Source organism: Kosakonia sp. PSU_27, from assembly GCF_039409795.1.
In the GTDB taxonomy this organism is placed as follows: Bacteria; Pseudomonadota; Gammaproteobacteria; order Enterobacterales; family Enterobacteriaceae; genus Kosakonia.
The window spans coordinates 184,457-200,486 of record NZ_JBCIVK010000003.1; the positions used below are offsets into that span (position 1 = coordinate 184,457).

At 54.7% G+C, this 16,030-nt stretch carries 16 protein-coding genes and 1 pseudogene; 7 read left to right on the forward strand and 10 right to left on the reverse strand.

The window, feature by feature from the left end; translation table 11 throughout:
• Positions 1-98: 98 nt before the first annotated feature.
• Genes AAIG26_RS07810 through AAIG26_RS07825 form a run of 4 tightly spaced genes read right to left on the reverse strand, consistent with a single transcriptional unit; the run spans position 99 to position 3,064 of the window.
• A complete protein-coding gene (locus tag AAIG26_RS07810; RefSeq protein ID WP_045513869.1) occupies positions 99-866 on the reverse strand; it encodes a GGDEF domain-containing protein in 768 nt (255 codons plus the stop codon).
• Complete coding sequence (locus tag AAIG26_RS07815) at positions 860-1,276, reverse strand: DUF1987 domain-containing protein (protein ID WP_020454630.1); 417 nt, start codon at positions 1,274-1,276, stop codon at positions 860-862. Before AAIG26_RS07815 ends, AAIG26_RS07810 begins: the two co-directional genes overlap by 7 nt.
• Entirely contained in the window at positions 1,269-1,850 is a 582-nt protein-coding gene (locus AAIG26_RS07820; protein WP_238328383.1) for a SiaB family protein kinase, read from the reverse strand. The genes AAIG26_RS07815 and AAIG26_RS07820 overlap by 8 nt, the downstream gene beginning before the upstream one ends.
• Before the next feature lie 5 nt (positions 1,851-1,855).
• Positions 1,856-3,064, reverse strand: a complete 1,209-nt coding sequence (locus tag AAIG26_RS07825; protein WP_020454628.1) for a SpoIIE family protein phosphatase — start codon at positions 3,062-3,064, stop codon at positions 1,856-1,858.
• 517 nt (positions 3,065-3,581) lie between these two features.
• Here AAIG26_RS07825 and AAIG26_RS07830 point away from each other — a divergent pair.
• The 3 genes from AAIG26_RS07830 (at position 3,582) to AAIG26_RS07840 (ending at position 7,783) form a co-directional block, all read left to right on the forward strand.
• Positions 3,582-3,968 carry a hypothetical protein gene (locus AAIG26_RS07830; RefSeq protein ID WP_045513878.1) on the forward strand — a complete coding sequence of 129 codons (387 nt, stop codon included), beginning with the start codon at positions 3,582-3,584 and terminating at the stop codon, positions 3,966-3,968.
• Between the two features lie 464 nt (positions 3,969-4,432).
• Positions 4,433-5,518, forward strand: a complete 1,086-nt coding sequence (locus tag AAIG26_RS07835; RefSeq protein ID WP_343180411.1) for a YncE family protein — start codon at positions 4,433-4,435, stop codon at positions 5,516-5,518.
• A 51-nt stretch (positions 5,519-5,569) separates the two neighbouring features.
• Positions 5,570-7,783 (forward strand): TonB-dependent siderophore receptor, encoded by a 2,214-nt coding sequence (locus tag AAIG26_RS07840; protein WP_343180412.1) that lies wholly within the window; start codon positions 5,570-5,572, stop codon positions 7,781-7,783.
• 8 nt (positions 7,784-7,791) lie between these two features.
• On the opposite strand, the gene AAIG26_RS07845 is transcribed toward AAIG26_RS07840, so the two are convergent.
• Complete coding sequence (locus AAIG26_RS07845; protein ID WP_020454624.1) at positions 7,792-8,688, reverse strand: LysR family transcriptional regulator; 897 nt, start codon at positions 8,686-8,688, stop codon at positions 7,792-7,794.
• Between the two features lie 96 nt (positions 8,689-8,784).
• Here AAIG26_RS07845 and AAIG26_RS07850 point away from each other — a divergent pair, with 96 nt between their 5' ends.
• Complete coding sequence (locus AAIG26_RS07850) at positions 8,785-9,309, forward strand: N-acetyltransferase family protein (protein WP_343180413.1); 525 nt, start codon at positions 8,785-8,787, stop codon at positions 9,307-9,309.
• A 23-nt stretch (positions 9,310-9,332) separates the two neighbouring features.
• On the opposite strand, the pseudogene AAIG26_RS07855 reads toward AAIG26_RS07850, so the two are convergent.
• The 4 genes and pseudogenes from AAIG26_RS07855 to AAIG26_RS07870 all read right to left on the reverse strand — a co-directional run bounded on the left by AAIG26_RS07855 (position 9,333) and on the right by AAIG26_RS07870 (position 12,004).
• A pseudogene (locus tag AAIG26_RS07855) lies at positions 9,333-9,620 on the reverse strand (type II toxin-antitoxin system RelE/ParE family toxin).
• A 61-nt stretch (positions 9,621-9,681) separates the two neighbouring features.
• A complete protein-coding gene (locus AAIG26_RS07860; protein ID WP_343180414.1) occupies positions 9,682-9,921 on the reverse strand; it encodes a type II toxin-antitoxin system RelB/DinJ family antitoxin in 240 nt (79 codons plus the stop codon).
• 76 nt (positions 9,922-9,997) lie between these two features.
• Positions 9,998-11,407, reverse strand: a complete 1,410-nt coding sequence (locus AAIG26_RS07865) for a glutamine synthetase family protein (RefSeq protein ID WP_343180415.1) — start codon at positions 11,405-11,407, stop codon at positions 9,998-10,000.
• Between the two features lie 123 nt (positions 11,408-11,530).
• Positions 11,531-12,004, reverse strand: coding sequence for an NUDIX domain-containing protein (locus AAIG26_RS07870; RefSeq protein WP_020454620.1), 474 nt, complete (start codon positions 12,002-12,004; stop codon positions 11,531-11,533).
• A gap of 158 nt (positions 12,005-12,162) precedes the next feature.
• Here AAIG26_RS07870 and AAIG26_RS07875 point away from each other — a divergent pair, with 158 nt between their 5' ends.
• Together AAIG26_RS07875 and AAIG26_RS07880 are read left to right on the forward strand one after the other, a co-directional pair.
• A complete protein-coding gene (locus AAIG26_RS07875; protein ID WP_017458690.1) occupies positions 12,163-12,423 on the forward strand; it encodes a DUF2534 family protein in 261 nt (86 codons plus the stop codon).
• A 294-nt stretch (positions 12,424-12,717) separates the two neighbouring features.
• Positions 12,718-14,658, forward strand: a complete 1,941-nt coding sequence (locus AAIG26_RS07880) for a methyl-accepting chemotaxis protein (protein WP_045513896.1) — start codon at positions 12,718-12,720, stop codon at positions 14,656-14,658.
• 38 nt (positions 14,659-14,696) lie between these two features.
• Here the strand turns inward: AAIG26_RS07880 and AAIG26_RS07885 are convergent, their stop codons facing one another.
• On the reverse strand, positions 14,697-15,083 hold the full coding sequence (locus AAIG26_RS07885; protein ID WP_020454618.1) for a VOC family protein: 387 nt from the start codon (positions 15,081-15,083) through the stop codon (positions 14,697-14,699).
• Between the two features lie 97 nt (positions 15,084-15,180).
• On the opposite strand from AAIG26_RS07885, the gene AAIG26_RS07890 reads away from it, so the two are divergent.
• Positions 15,181-15,951, forward strand: coding sequence for a DeoR/GlpR family DNA-binding transcription regulator (locus AAIG26_RS07890; RefSeq protein WP_343180416.1), 771 nt, complete (start codon positions 15,181-15,183; stop codon positions 15,949-15,951).
• Positions 15,952-16,030 lie beyond the last annotated feature (79 nt).

Consider the following 16,030-nt stretch of genomic DNA (forward strand, 5'->3'; position numbering starts at 1 on the left):
GTTACAACAGAGCAAGACAGGCAGAAAGCCTGCCGCAAAGCACAATGTGTTACTGCGGATCGTTGCACTCTGCCGAACGTAGTCAAACGTCCGTCCCCTTAATGCTGAACATTTTCCGATGAAAGCCCCATTTTCACCTGAGGGCGAAAAAAATCCTCATGCAGCGCCACCTGGTTACGCCCGCGTTTTTTCGCGTGATACAGCGCGGTGTCGGCCGTGCTATACAGCGTCTCGAAATCGCTGTCTTTATGCCCCAGGCTGACACCAAAACTGGCGGTTACCAGTTGCTGGGGGAGCACTTCCAGTGGCGAGGCGTTCAGCGACGAGTGAATATAACTGGCCGTGATCATCGCCTCTTCAACACGCGCTTTGGGCAGAACAATGGTGAATTCCTCGCCACCAACGCGACCGATCGCCGCGCTTTGCGGCACGGCGCGGCGAATACGCGCCACCAGTGCGCAAATCACGCGGTCGCCCATCGGGTGACCGTACTCATCATTAATGCGTTTGAAATGATCGATATCGAGCAGGATCAGCGCCACATGGCCGGTGGTCAGACCCTGGTTAATGTGATTAATGATCGCGCTGCGGTTAAACACGGCGGTCAGCGGGTCGTGCGTCGCCTCATATTCAAGGCGCGCCGCCAGCTGTTGCAACTGCTCATTCATGCGATTCAGTTCGCGCTCAGCGCGATCACTGCGCGAAATCAGGCGATACGATTCACGGATCAGGCGCTGGTAGTTTTTCGCCACCGCCCACAATTTTTCACGGCAGGCATCCGCCGTCAGCCTGTCGTCGGCAGCGGCCAGACGAGCATCTTCGAGGACGGAATAGTCCTCCTTGAATAGCTCATTGATATCTAGCATGCGTTAATGTCCGGGATAAGAAAAACGGTCAGCGACGGGAAATCGATGCGTAGCTCCTGGCCAAACTCCTCGGAGATATCGTCTTCCGCGTCATAGTACCAGTGCAGCTCACACACCGCGCCGTCTCGGGCGTAATCATTCAGGCTTTCGAACAGCGTAAATAACAGCTTTGTGCTGGAGCTGTTGAAGTAGCTCAGCGCCACATGTAGCTGGAGTGGGGCGTCCGTCTGCTGGCCACTCTGCAACCAGCCTTCCAGCGCATCCATCAATGGGCGGAAAAACGCGGCGGCATTCTCCGGGTAGGCTTCGCCTTTCAGCATCAGGCGTTGGGCGGCAAAATCAAATTTCACCTCCGGCGTCGCGGCGGTGGCGGGCAATTCAATAGCCGGCGTCAGTGTCATATCAGTCATGGCAGAACGTTGCCTTTAAGTGAAAGGCGGACAGCGAACCCGCCGCCAGAGGGTGAATGCGATATTCCAGCGGCAGGCTGGTATCCCGCGCCATGGTCAACAAACCGATGTTCGCGCCTTTACTGGTCGCCGGGGCTTCACTGCGCAGCCCCTGTTTCCAGGCATCGCGGATCTCCGCCTGCGACATACCGCGCAACACATCGAGATTTGTCTGCAATAACGTAGATGCTTCCGGCCCCACCAGGTTTGCGGTTTCGAGATAATAGTGAGTTTGATCCATATGAAAGCAGACCGAACCGAAGCGCAGCTCTTGCTGTTCAGTCGATAAATAGCGGTCATCTGAGGAGTAACGCACAATGTTTTGCCCCATCTCGATAAAAGCCGAGAACAGCTTTCTGCGCGTTACCGCTGAGGATTCGTGTTTATCCAGCCATGTGCGAATGACTTCACCCAGCGAAACAATATGCTGCTGGGAAAAATAGCCCGTATAAAAAAGCTCAACGGCGTTTTGCCGTTGCAGCGTAAAAAGGGGCAACAGAACGGCTTCTTTGACCTGCAGGTCGTTTATTTGCATGTTGTTCACCAGCGAAAACCAAACCACGTCATGTCATCGCGCGAGGCTTGCTGCCCCTGCCAGGCTTTCAGCGCCGCGAGCAGGGCGTCGGAAAGTGCAGGCATTGGCAGCGTGCGGTTTTGCGCTAACAGTGACTGAATACGTTTTTTGCCAAACATTACATTGCGCGGGCCGCCTGGCTGGTCGGTCGCGCCATCAGAAACAATCAAGAACGTGTCGCCACGACGTAATGGAGCCTGGTAGCGCTGCCACTGGTAATCCACTGGCGTGTCGGTGTAACCCACACCTTTGCGGCAGCTTTCAAGCGTTGTTGCGCTGTCTTTTTCCGCGCTGAGTACGAAAGCGTGCATCCGCGCGCTCGCCCAACTGACCTGCTCATGTTGCGTGTCGACAAACAGAACAAGGGCGTCACAGCCATCGTTGGACTGGCTGCGATCGGCAGAAGGATGCACCTGGCTGAGCGTCTGTTTGATATGTTGATTAATCAGGCTGAGCAGTTGTTCCGGCGCGTTCGCTGGGGCGAGGCTGAGCGCTTTTTCCAGCGCCGAGGAGAAAATAAAAGTCATAAACGCGCCGGGAACGCCATGCCCGGTGCAATCCGCCAGCACCATCAACCAGCCATTTTCCACGCGCTGAAAAGCGTAGATATCGCCGCCAACACAGTCACGCGGGTGCCAGTGCAGGCACCAGTCATCAAGCGTTTTTTCAATGGTGTTACGCGAGCGGCTCAGCATCGATTCCTGAATAATGCGGGCATATTCAAGGCTTTGCATAATTTGCAGATGCTGCTTGGCCTGTAAGTCCGAGACCGTGCGGATAAGATCTATGCCCAGGCCAATACCGATATATTGCCCCTGCTGGGTGAGGATAAACCCTTCGGTGACGGCTTTGTCGCCAGTTTCGATCACCCGCTCGGACAAATATTCGAGACCGCAATCGGCATCGACGATCAGCGGGTTTTTATCCATAAACGCGATGCAGCTTTTCTGGTCATACAGCTCATGGAAAAACGGACGGCTCATCTGCGACAGAAAAATATGCCGGTTAATCATGCCAATAGGACGGTTATTTTCCAGCACCGGCAGGCCAATTAACGATTTGTGTTCATTGAACAGCGACATGACCTGCACGTTATTGGCATCCGGGGTCACGTGCGGGACGGCAAGGCGCAAGATACCAGCATTAAGCTGTCGTGAAGCGAGCGGTATATCCATGATTCAAACAGCATCCCGATATAAGAATAATCTTAGGTTAAGGCGGATTTGTGACGGTTTGATTTCAATTAAGTAAGCCGATGAATAACGGGAGATTATTGCTCCCTAAGCAAAACCACAGTCATATCTGCGGCGGCGGGCGGAGAGGCGGTAAAAAAAAGCCCGCACTTGTCAGGCGGGCAAATAATACTGGAAGCAATGTGAGCAATGTCGTACCAAATACCTGAGTGATTTGCTCAACTATTCGGTAATGCGAAAGATAATCTTTATCATCTTTGCGGTCAACCCCAAATTTTGTGCGACTTCACCGGCTTAATGCATTGAGTTTAAAAAATTCGCGCCAGCTCACATCATCAACAAAATTACATTCCTTCTGGCGACGTGGATAAGCCCGATGGAAGCGCTTTGTACTGTCTCTTTTTTGCTAATGATGCCGGTCAAACAGTGATCCCTGTTAATGCTTTTGTCAGGTTTTGTCATTACTATCTCTGCGGCTAAAACAGATAACGAGTAAGTGATGACCCTCTTCTGGTGTGTAGTGCCAATATTGCTGCTATTTTTCGGCAAAGCGTGGAGTTCGGCGAAAATTCGCGAGTATTACAGCCGTTCGCAGCGTGCGCTCGAGGCGACGGTTGCCGCTGAGATGGATAATCAGCAACCCTCCTGGATAAACGATGCCGATCAGCGTGCGCAATTTAGCGCCTCGCTGTGCGAACAGTGCCTGAAAAAAGAGGTGCCCGACTGGTTTCTGGAGAGCATTGCCGGTAACGAAGAGGGAATGGGGTTTCTTACCCGGCACGCCGCGCTGATGGAAACCTTTGGCGCGCCATTTTGCGATCAGGTGCAGGCTGCCGCTGAACTGGTTGACAGCGCCTGGCAACGTTCAAAATTGCGCGGCTACTAAGGTACACCCGCTAATATCAATAGCTGTTTTCGCCGTCGATGCCTTATGTAGTGCATCTGCCGCTTGTCCTTTGCTTAACGCCTGCGAAGGCGCAGCGTAAACGCTGCCGGCAGGCAGAATGATGATGCCGCAATTCCGGTACTGCCGGTCAGTTCCTGCTTTCACGCCGTATTCATACCCGCCGTTTTTCACTTTTTAACACGCCTCTTTTACTCGACAGGGAAGTGAAACGATAGTGCTTGCCTGAAAGTCAAGAATGCGTATAGTTCTCATTCTCTTTGGTGTTTGTGGGCGCAGCAAGGATCTTCCCCCGCAATAACAGTGAGCGTGAAGGCTGACAGGGAACACTGAAAAGCCGTGACGAGCTGCGCCGGGCCGCATCTGCCCTCATCAAACGATCGCGCACAGGATGCGTGGCGTGGGCGCTCGTCTGCCCTGATGACATTAACGGTAAAGGATCCCCCATGAAGATGAAAACGTCCGTGCTGGCTCTGCTGGCGGCGATGGCGCTTGCCGGTTGCAGCGCACATACCACCACCAGCGCACAGCCTGTGGCACCGGCAGCAAAACCTGCGGCGGCGCAGTTACCAGAGAGCGTGGTGAAACGCGAACTGGCGAGCGGTCTGTATGAAATGGCGATCAGCCCGCAAGGCGATGCACTGTATGTTTCCAGCGCGGAAGGCTTTAAAGATGTGCAGGGCGGAGTGGTATACAAGCTGGATCCGAAAACACTACAAACCCTCGGCGCGACCCACACCGATCTGAAAAACTTTGGCATGGCTATCTCCCCGGATGGCAAAACCGTGTATGTCACCAATTCGCTGGACGGCGGCGTGAGCGCCATCGACACCAGCACCGGCAAATTGCTTACCCGTACCCTGTTCCCGGAACGCAACGAGAAAGGCCAGCCGTACGGCGCGCGTGAAATTGTGCTGCATAACGGCAATTTATATATCGGTGCCGTTGCCGATCCGGCGCTGGTGTGGGTGGTTGACGCGAAGACCCTGAAGGTAAAAGCGCGTATCAAAAACGCGGGCAAATGGGTGACCGGTCTGCACTTCTCTGCGCAGACGCAACGTTTGTACGTGGCGAATGGCGGTGGCGAAATCCTGGTGGTCAATCCGCGCAATAATCGCATTAAGCAACGCTGGAAACCACTGGGCGACAAACCGGCGCTGCTGTTGAATATCGCTGAAGATGAGGCTACCGGCCGCTTGTTCGTCACCGACAATTCAAAAGCCAAAACCACGCTGGTGCTGGATATCCACAGCGGCAAAATTGTGAAACAGCTTGAGGGCGATGCGCTGGCGGTGAAATTCAATGCCAGACGTCATGAAATCTACATTACCCGGCGCGAGTCCGGCAAAGTGCTGAGCCTTGATGCAACCAGCTATGCGGTAAAACAGCGCTGGGATCTGCCGCCGCATCCAAACAGCCTGCTGCTTTCCGCCGATGGTCAGACGCTGTTTGTCACCGTCAAACAGGCATTCAACAAAGATCACTCCACCAGTGGCCCGGATAGTGTCGTCAGGATCGATCTGAACAAGTAATGATACTGGCCTGGAAACGGGCCATTTCTTTTTTTATTTCAATAGCTAACGATGATGAATAACCGCAAAAAACATTCAATACCTTTGCGCAAGACCGTGCTTGCACTGGCCATTGGCGCGGCCGCACATAGCGCACAGGCGGCGACGGCTGACGCCAGCGTTAAACCGACTCACGAAGAGACCATGGTCGTGCAGTCCGCCACCGGCAGTGATTTCAGGCCCGGCGGCAGTGAACTGGTGCCCGCATTTCTGGACGGACAAGTGGCGCATGGCGGCCGCCTTGGCGTGCTGGGCGAGCAAAAAGCGATGGATGTGCCGTTTAACGTTATCGGTTACACCTCGAAGCTGGTGCTGGATCAACAGGCGAAAACCATCGCTGAGGTGGTCAGTAACGATGCGGGCGTGCAGGTCGGGCAGGGTTACGGCAACTTCGCCGAAACGTACCGTATTCGCGGCTTCCAGCTTGATGGTGACGACATGTTGATGGGCGGTCTGGCGGGCATTGTGCCGCGCCAGATTGTCGATACCCAGATGCTGGAGCGCGTGGAGATTTTTAAAGGTTCGAATGCGCTGATGAACGGTTCTGCGGGTTCGGGAGTCGGCGGGATGATTAACCTCGAACCGAAACATGCCGACGACACACCGCTCACCCGCGTGGGCGTCGATTACACCACCCGCTCGCAAGTCGGCGGTTCGCTGGATGTGGGGCGTCGCTACGGTGATAACAACCAGTTCGGCGTGCGCATGAACTTGCTGCATCGTGAAGGGGATGCCGCGGTGAAAGATGATCATCGCCGCACGACGGCGGCATCGATTGGTCTCGATTACCGTGGCGAGCGCTTGCGCACGTCGCTGGATCTCGGTTACCAGAACAAAACGGTTCACGGCGGCGAAATGGGCGTTAATATCAGCGCCGTCGACTTTATTCCGACGCTGCCGGATACCCGCAAAAACTACAGCCAGCGCTGGGCGCACAGCGATATTGAGAACGAATTTGGCCTGGCGCGCGCCGAATACGATCTGACCGATGACTGGACAGCTTACGGCGCGTTCGGCGGCCAACATGCTCATGAAGACGGCACCTACGGCGCGCCTAAACTGTTCAATAAAAACGGTGACGCGACCTTCAGCCGCATGGATACGGTGCGGATTTCCGACTCCTGGAGCGGCATGGCCGGGTTGCGCGGTAACTTCGATACCGGTTTTGTTTCCCATAAAGTGAACGTCGGTTATTCGGCGAATATCAAGCGCGATCGCGTGGCCTGGACCCAGTCCGATCAAAAAAATCTGCCGGTGGTGAATATTTATGATCCTTCGGCTATTCCGCTGCCGGACAATTTGACCCATAGCGGCAACTACAGTGACCCGCTGACAACCGCGCGCTACCGCTCGCAGGGTTATACCCTGAGCGACACGCTCGGCGTATTTGAGGACCGGCTGCTGTTTACCGTGGGCGCGCGTCACCAGAAATTGTGGGTGCGCAACTACAGCAATGCCACCGGTGCGGAAACCACCACTGCGCGTTATACCCAGGATCGCTGGATGCCGACGTACGGCGTGGTCTATAAGCCGTGGGATGTCGTCTCTTTCTACGCCAACCATACCGAAGCGTTGCAGCCAGGCGGCGTAGCGCCGAAGACAGCGGAAAATCGCTATCAAAGCGTGGGGATTGCGCATTCTAAACAGAACGAAATCGGCGTGAAAACGGACTTTGGTCGCATCGGCGGTACGCTGGCGCTGTTTGAAATCAAAAAGCCGACCGGCATTCTTAACAGCGCGACCAATGTTTACGGGCTGGATGGTGAGCAGCGTAACCGCGGCGTGGAGTTGAATCTGTTCGGTGAGCCGGTGTTCGGTCTGCGTCTGAATGGCAGCGCGACCTGGCTGGATGCCGGGTTGACGAAAACCAAAGATGGTATCAATCAGGGTAACCGGCCGATTGGTGTGGCAAAGTTCTACGGCGTGATGGGGGCCGAGTATGACATCAAACCGGTCGATGGCCTGACCGCCACGGCACGAGTGAACTATACCGGCTCGCAATATGTAAACACCGCCAATAGCCGCAAACTCGACAGTTACACCACACTCGATCTTGGCCTGCGCTACCGTATGCAGCTGAATGCGGAGAAAAACGAGATGGTCTGGCGCGTGGGCGTGGATAACGTCACCAACGAGAAATACTGGGCCAGCGTAGAAGACAACGGCACCTATATTTACCAGGGCGATCCGCGTACCGTAAAAGTCTCAATGAGTTACGACTTCTGATAGGTGTTTTATCCGGCGGGCGTGATGCCCGCCTGTTGCAGGCTTTTCAATACTTCCCGCATCCCACGGCTCACCACTTTATCCTGACGCATCACCAGCGCTAACTGGCGCTGGAGCGGCGGCTGCACCGGTTGTACGCGCAGGCCCTGGCGGTCCTCTTCAGCCTGAACCGCCACGCCGGGCACGATGCTGTAACCCAACCCGGCGCGCACCATGCGTTTTATCGCTTCAATACTGCCCAGCTCCATCACTGGCGCGAGGGTGACACCACCTGCGCTAAACCACTGTTCTATGAGCAGGCGCGTGCTGCTGCCGGATTCGAAAATAATCAGCGGCAGGGGGGCAAGCGTTGCCGGTGTTGGCAATAAAACGCCGTCAGCGTCGTGGGCTGCGATCGCCACAAATTCTTCGGTAAATAGCGGTGAAATCGCCAGATTACGTCCGTTGGCGGGCAGCGTCACAAGGCCGATATCGATACGGTTTTCTTCTACCGCGCGCACGATATCACTGGTGTTGCCGGTGCGCACCCCGACTGACAGTAACGGGAACTCGCGGTGCAACTTTTGCAGCAGCGGCGGCAACAGATGAATACAGGTCGTCGCGCCGGTGCCTATCGTCACGCTGCCGCTGACCGCGTGCTGATGCTGTGCCACCGACTGCACCGCGGCGCTGACGGCATTTTCGATCTCTGCACAATGCGCCAGAAAGGTTTCTCCGGCGGCGGTGGCACGCAGACCACGCCCGGAACGTTCAATCAGGCGAACGTGCAGGGCCTGTTCAAGCTGGCGGATTTGCAGGCTGACGGCGGGTTGCGAAATGCCTAGCACCTCTGCGGCGGCGGTAAAACTGCCACGGGCAAGCACCAGCTTAAACGTCGCTAACTGGTCAAAGCTGAAGTGGGGCATGGCAAAGTTTTCCTTATAACGGTGATAAGCGCAGCCTGGTGCCGTGCGGGCGGCGTTACCGGTAGCCTGTAGATATCATCAAACGGGGAACAGTTTATGGAAATTATTGACGCGCAAGAACACCATCTTAGCGCGATTGTGCAGATTTATGCTTATCATGTGATGCACGGTAACGCCACGTTCGAAACCGAAGCGCCGGACATGGATGAAATGCGTACGCGGCTGGCGAAAACCCGCCACAATGGCTTGCCGTGGTATGTCGCCGTGCATGAAGGGCAGGTTCGGGGCTACTGCTATTTATCGCGTTATCGCGAGCGACGGGCGTATCAGTACACGCTGGAAGATTCCATCTATGTTGATGACAACTTTCGCCAGCAAGGCGCAGGCAAAGCGCTACTCGCCCGCGCGGTAGTCTGGGCGGAGCAAAACGGTTACCGCCAACTCATCGCCAATGTTGGCAACAGCGAAAATGAAGGTTCATTACGGCTGCACAGCCGCGCCGGTTTCGTGATTATCGGCACGCTGAAAAGCGTCGGTATGAAGCACGGGCGCTGGCTCGATACGGTACTGATGCAGCGCCCGCTGGGGGAGGGGGATGGCACGCTTCCGCAGCCCGGGTAAGCGAGCAGCCCGCGCAGCGCGGGTTATTTCAGGCGCTTTTCTGCGATGCCATACACGGTGTGGCGTTCGCGTTTTCCGACAGAGACAACGAACACCACAATCCGTCCATCGGTCAACTGGTAGACGAGGCGATAACCTGAAGCGCGCAGTTTGATTTGGTAGCTATCAGGTCAATGGCTGAGTCTGTTTGCTTCAATCCTCGGTGCTTTAACCACCTGAGCAATTTTCTTTTTAAACTGCTCGCGAACAGGGCTGCCTAACTTTCGCCACTCTTTTAACGCGCGTTCATCGAAATCCAGTTGATAAACCATACAACCTCCTTGTTTGCTAAAAGCGGCCTTTCCCTGGCCGCATTGATGTATCAGCGTTTCATCACAAATCGTCCAGCGTCACACGAACCGGTTTCGGATCACGTAAACGCTCACGCACGATTTCGATCAATTGGCGATCCTCATCATTAAGCAGTGTGCGCTGAAACGGTAGCTTGCCGTTCTCGGCAACATACTCGAGCGTCTGTCGCAGGAGCTCGGAAGGTGTTACGCCAGGTTTTTCCAGAGCGGCAAAGGAACGCGCTTTTAAATCGTCATCGATACGAACATTCAAATTGCTCATGGATTTACCCCTGTCATTACGTTTGTAATGACGAAATGGCTAGGTTAAGACCTTGATGCAACCGCAGCCAGGCAGATCAGGACAATTCTTCTGCTGTCACAATGCGCTCAAACGCATTCAGTTCCGCCAGCTTGCCGTGATACCACTGATCGCAAAATGCGCTGCCTAAATGGTCTGCCAGGTAAGCGCACTGGCGAAACGCCTCCAGCGCAGGTTGCTGGAACAATGGCAGATCGGGCGAGGCGTGGGTGAAGTTGGCCAGCGCCTCATCATCAATACGCTCCAGGACGTATAACATACCCGTCAGTAACGTCGCCATCACCAGATAAGGGTTGGCGTCCGCGCCCGCCAGGCGATATTCGATCCGCCGGTTGCGCGCATCAGAGCAGGGAATGCGCAGTGCGGCGTTGCGTTTGTTGTAACCCCAGGAGTGAAAAAGCGGTTCGTCCAGATTCTTACGCAACCGCCTGAACCCATTAACGCCCGGCGCCATGATCGCCAGCGACGCGGGCATCAGTTCCAGCATGCCGGCAAGGGAGAGCCGCACCATCTCATTGGGTGCCTCTGCCGGGCTGGCAAACACATTGTCGCCATTCGCGTCATTAAGGCTGACGTGAAAATGCAGGCCATTACCGGCCAGTTCTGAGAAGGGTTTCGCCATAAAATTGGCCTGATAGCCGAATTTCCCGGCCACGGTGCCGGTAAGTTTGCGCAGCGCCAGCACCTGCTCGCAACTATCCACCACGTTGTGCGAATGGCACATGTTCAGCTCAAACTGTCCGGCCTCGGCTTCGCTAACGATGCCGGATAAGGGAAGACGTTGCGCTGCCGCCATACTTTCCAGCTCTTCAATAAACGCAGAGTAGGCCGACGGCACGGCCAGATGAAAACAGCCCTGCGGGCGGTTTTGCTGTGCAGCGGGGTCAACAAGGTAGAACTCCATTTCCGCTGCCACCACCGGGTAAAGACCATGCTGGTGAAACTGACGCAGCACATTTTGCAATATGACTCTTGGCTCCAGCGGCCAGGGCATATTATTGCTGTCGAGCATGGTTAATAATAATTGCGCGTTATGGCGCGGATCGTGCGCGCTCGGGCGTAGCGTGCCGGAAACGGGTAAGCATACATTATCAGGCTCTTCGTTAATAAGTCTGTCGGGTGAAGAGGTGATTATTTTCCCTTCGCGATCCATGGCGTAAACAGATTGCGGAAAATAACAACCCGAGCTTAGCGAAAATAAGTTTTCGACGGCGACTCTTTTTCCGCGGAATGTGCCATGGGTATCGTTAAGATATATATCAACGTGTTTTGTTTGCGGGTGTTCGTTCAGATACGCCTTGATTTCATGAGAAAAATTCTGCTGAAGCTGTCTGATCTCCTGATCCACCATCAACACAGATCGCGAATGCAACGGTGTTGGAAATGTTGTGGTGGTAAAAAAGGTGCGGATATTTTTCAGCAGCGGAATAGTCATCAGCGAGTTCATATTTTTTCTTTCTGTCAGGCCTTTTGGCGGTGAACTCAGCATAAAAGAGCGCTTTTTATTTTGATATAAACGCCGCGTAAAAAGGAAATACGCGGCGATAAAAATAGTATAAAAATGGCGCGTTTAAAGCGTGGAAGGCATTTTTAGCAGCGGCGAGGGCGCGCTATCCGCGAAATGCGTTTTTACCCAGTCGAGTGTTTTGCGCTGGCCTGGAAAAGTGAGCAATTCGTGGGCATCGGCAAAGCTGACCCAACGGTATTCGCTGTGCTCGTGGTTAAGCGTTATCTCGCAGGCTTCATCGACGTACGCAACAAACACCGGCACGACGGTGATGGCGTCGCGGTGCGCTTCGTAAAACTGCTCGCAGCAGTCGGCGGAATAGAGTTCGCTAAGCTGCAAGCCTGTCTCTTCCTGAGCTTCACGCAGTGCGGTTTGCCAGGCCGTTTCACCGTGTTCAATGCCGCCTGCAATCTGGCACCACAGGCCGTTAAGCATTTTACCACTGCGTTTAAGCAGCAGAACGCGCCAGCCCGCTGCGGAGTTGCACAGCACAAACAGGGCTATCGAAAAGCAGCGTATCGGGATTTCCTTACTCATTGTTTTCTCCGTGTTAATGGCTAAAGCAGCAATATCAGGGGCTCGACAGGGCTTGTTATGGTTTCGCGCAAATGGCCTTTTTCCTGATTTTTCACAACAACCAGGCAGCAGATCGGTTACACTCGCGGCACAGAAAAGCCACATGACAGGAGGTTTGTATGCTGGAAAAATTACGTACCCGCGAGGGGAAAAAATTTATCATTGCGGTGGTGATTGTATTCCTGGTTGCCGTCAGCGTCATTTCGAAAGTGACCTTCGAGGGCGTTGAAGATCAGTACAATTTGCCGATGGAATCCTGGACGGTAACGATGTTTATCATGCAGGGCGCATGGGTTGCTATCTACAGCCTGATGTTCACCATCATTGGATCGTTGCCGTTTGGTTTTTATTTCCTCGGCCCGAAAGACGATCGCGGCTAATCCTTCCCGCCCTGGCGTGCTGTCGGGGCTGCCTCTCTTGCGCCTTAATCGAAATCGTGATCTCTCGCGTCCTCAGCGTAAAGTTCTGCAGTAAGCCACAGTGACCGATTGGTTAACTGCCACTACATTCATTGGCCTGTACAGGCTGCTGTTTCTCGCTTTAAGAAGCGTTTTTACCGCGCAATAACACATTCGCCAACAATTAAAGATCAAAAAATAACCGCCGATAGAGATCTCACAGGGAGTTCGTGCTGAAAGGAAGATGACGTAAAGGCTGACTCCAGGAGAGCCGTAATGGCCAGAGAACGTGTGACCAAAAAAATGAGCACCCGCGCGCAAATGTTGCTGACGGGGGCCATCACCATCACCCTCGGTTTTGTGGTAACTATCGGGGTACTGAGCTGGCAGTCCAGCAGTGAACAAAAACACCTCGCCGAACAATATCTGCAAAAAATTGCGGAAAGCCAGGCGCTGACTATCCAGCAACAACTGAACTATGCCCGCGATGTGGCGCATAACCTCGGTCACAGCATGATTGCCTTGCCAGAAGCCGGGATCACTGACCGCCAGGCGGCAGATAAACTGCTGATCTCCGCCCTGCGCGATAATCCGGACTATCTCTCTATCTCGGTTATTTTTGAAGAAAACGCCTTTGACGGTCGCGATGCAGAGTTCGCCGACAAACCCGATCAGGCACCGAAAGGCCGCTATGCCTTTTTTGTCGACCACGATCAATCCGGTAATTTTAAGCTCCACCCGCTGATCTCGATCTTTACGCCAGGCCAGGGTGATTACTATCTGCTGCCGCAAAAAAGCCAGAAAGACACGTTAATTGAGCCTTACAGCTACGCCTATAACGGCGTGCCGACGCTGCTGACCTCAGTGGCGGCACCGATTGTCAGTGGTGGCAAACTGCATGCGGTTGTGACATCGGATATTTCGCTGGCCTCATTGCAGCAGAAAGTGAATCAGATCAAACCGTGGGAAGGGGGCGGCTATGCGGTGCTGCTCTCTACCGCCGGAAAGGTGATTTCTTACCCGGATAAAAACCTGACCAGTAAGCCTTACCCGGGTAAAACAGAGGGCTTCACCAGTAAAGTCGTGGAACAAGATGATCCGATCCTCGGCGAAAAAGCGCTGATCACCTGGCAGCCAGTCTCTATTGGCAACAGTACCGATAACTGGTATCTCGGCGTCGTTGCGCCGGTGAGTTCGGTGATGGCGGCGGCCAACCGTCAACTGATGTACGCCATTGTTCTGGGGGTTATCAGCATCCTGTTGGTGTGTGCGCTGCTCGGCCTGATCTTCAGCCGTAAAGTGTTGAAGCCGATTGGTGGCGAACCGCTGGAAGGGGCGAATATCGCGCTGGCGGTCGCGGACGGCAAACTCGATAACGCCATCCCGGTGAAAGGTAACGATCGCAGCAGCCTGTTCTATGCCCTGCATACCATGCAGGCGCAGTTACGGCAGATTGTCGGGCAGATCAAAGAAGCCAGTGACTCGGTGCGTCAGGGAGCCGGGGAGATTGTCAGCGGCAACATTAACCTCTCTTCGCGTACTGAACAGCAGGCCGCGGCGCTGGAACAGACCGCCGCCAGTATGGAGCAGTTTAGCGCCACGGTGAAACATAACGCCGCCAACGCCCACCAGGCGACGGCGCTGACTGCCAATGCCACGCAGATTGCCAGCCGGGGTGAAACGCTGGTCGGCCAGGTGGTCGAAACGATGGCGAAAATTGACGACAGTGCGAAAAAAATCGGCGATATCACGGCGATCATTAACAGCATTGCTTTCCAGACTAATATCCTGGCGTTGAACGCCGCGGTAGAGGCGGCGCGTGCCGGTGAGCAAGGGCGTGGTTTTGCGGTGGTGGCGTCTGAAGTGCGCAACCTGGCGCAGCGCAGCGCCGATGCGGTGAAAGATATCGGTGCGTTGATTGAGGAGTCCGGCAAACGCGTCGAAGCCGGGGTGCAACTGGTGAATGATGCCGGTCACACCATGCAGGAGATGACGCAGGCGGTGAATTCCGTGCAGACCATCATCAATGAGATTGTCAGCGCCTCGGATGAGCAGGCCAAAGGCATTAGCCAGGTGACAATTGCCGTCAATGAAATGGACGGGGTCACGCAACAAAACGCCTCGCTGGTGCAGCAAATGGCCGCGGCGGCAACGTCACTTGAAGATCAGGCGCAGCAACTGGCGCAGACGGTGCATCAGTTCCGCCTCGACGCGTAACCTGAACAGGGAGTCTGGCAACAGGCTCCCTGCCTTTTTTAGCCGGCAACCAGTTCAATACGGTTATTATCCGGATCCAGAATCACGGCTTCGTAAAAACCATCCCCCGTCCACCGCGCGGCGCTGGCTAACCGGCCCTGCTGACGGGCTTTTTCCGCCATCTTATCCACCGCCCCGACATCTCCGACATGAATAGCGATATGCGCCCAGCCGACAAACTCTGCGGCGTTTGGCGCATCAGCCAGCTCCGGCACGGTCATAAGTTCAATGGTTGGCCCGTTGTGCAGCGACATAAAATAGGATGCAAAACCGGGGCGGTTTTGACTGACATATTTCTCATTGCTGGTGGCGGAAAAAAAGTCGCGCCAGAATGCGCGCTGTTCGTCGAGATGGCGTGTCCAGAGTGCGACATGGGCAATGTTCAAGGTGACCTCCAGGGCGTAGGGGATGTGAATTGACAGCGTAATTCATTTGCACGATTATGCTCATTGTTGCTCTATGTGAGTTTTATAAAGAGGATTTATGCTCGATTATGCAGCTTTCCCCGATCAACGACAAGATCTGATCCGCCAGCGTCTGCAGACGCAGGGACGGGTAGTCTGTGCGGAGTTAGCCGTTGAATTACAGGTTTCAGAGCACACCATTCGCCGGGATTTGCAGGAGCTGAGTAAAGCGGGGATCTGCAAAAAGGTGTATGGCGGCGCGGTGTTGCAGCTGGCAACCGCCGGGAGTTTTACGGAAAGGAAAGAGCAGGACCGGGCAAAAAAAAACCTCCTCGCGCAGCGCTGCGTGCAGCTGCTCAAACCTGGTACCTGCGTATTTATCGATACCGGCACTACCAATCTTGAGCTGGCGAAAGCATTGCCGCCAGCGCTAAACCTGACGGTAGTGACGAATTCACCGGAAATCGCCGTTGCCGCGAGTAAACATCCGCATTGCGACGTGATTATGCTGGGCGGACTGGTGCAGCGCAGCACCGGCGGTTGCGTGAGCGGCCCGGCCATCAGCCAGCTTAATGGGATCATTTTCGATCAGGCGTTTATCGGCGGCTGCGCGATGTCGCCGGAGATGGGGCTGACCGGGTTTGATTACGCCGACTGCGAATTTAAAAAGGCGGTGATCGCCCAAAGCAACCAGGTGGTGGTGGCCTTAACGGCAAATAAGATCCCGGGCGTGGCCCGCTACATTGTTGCCGCCAGCCAGCAGATTGATGTGCTGGTGGTCGAAACCGATCTCAGCAAAGCGTTGCATCAAGCCTTTCGCGCAGAGAATATTGAAATCCTGACGGTTTAAACGCAACCGGCCGTTTTGCGCTTTGCCGCTCAGGGTTGATTTCTTGCCAGCCCACAGCGGAGATGTTAAAAGGTGCCCC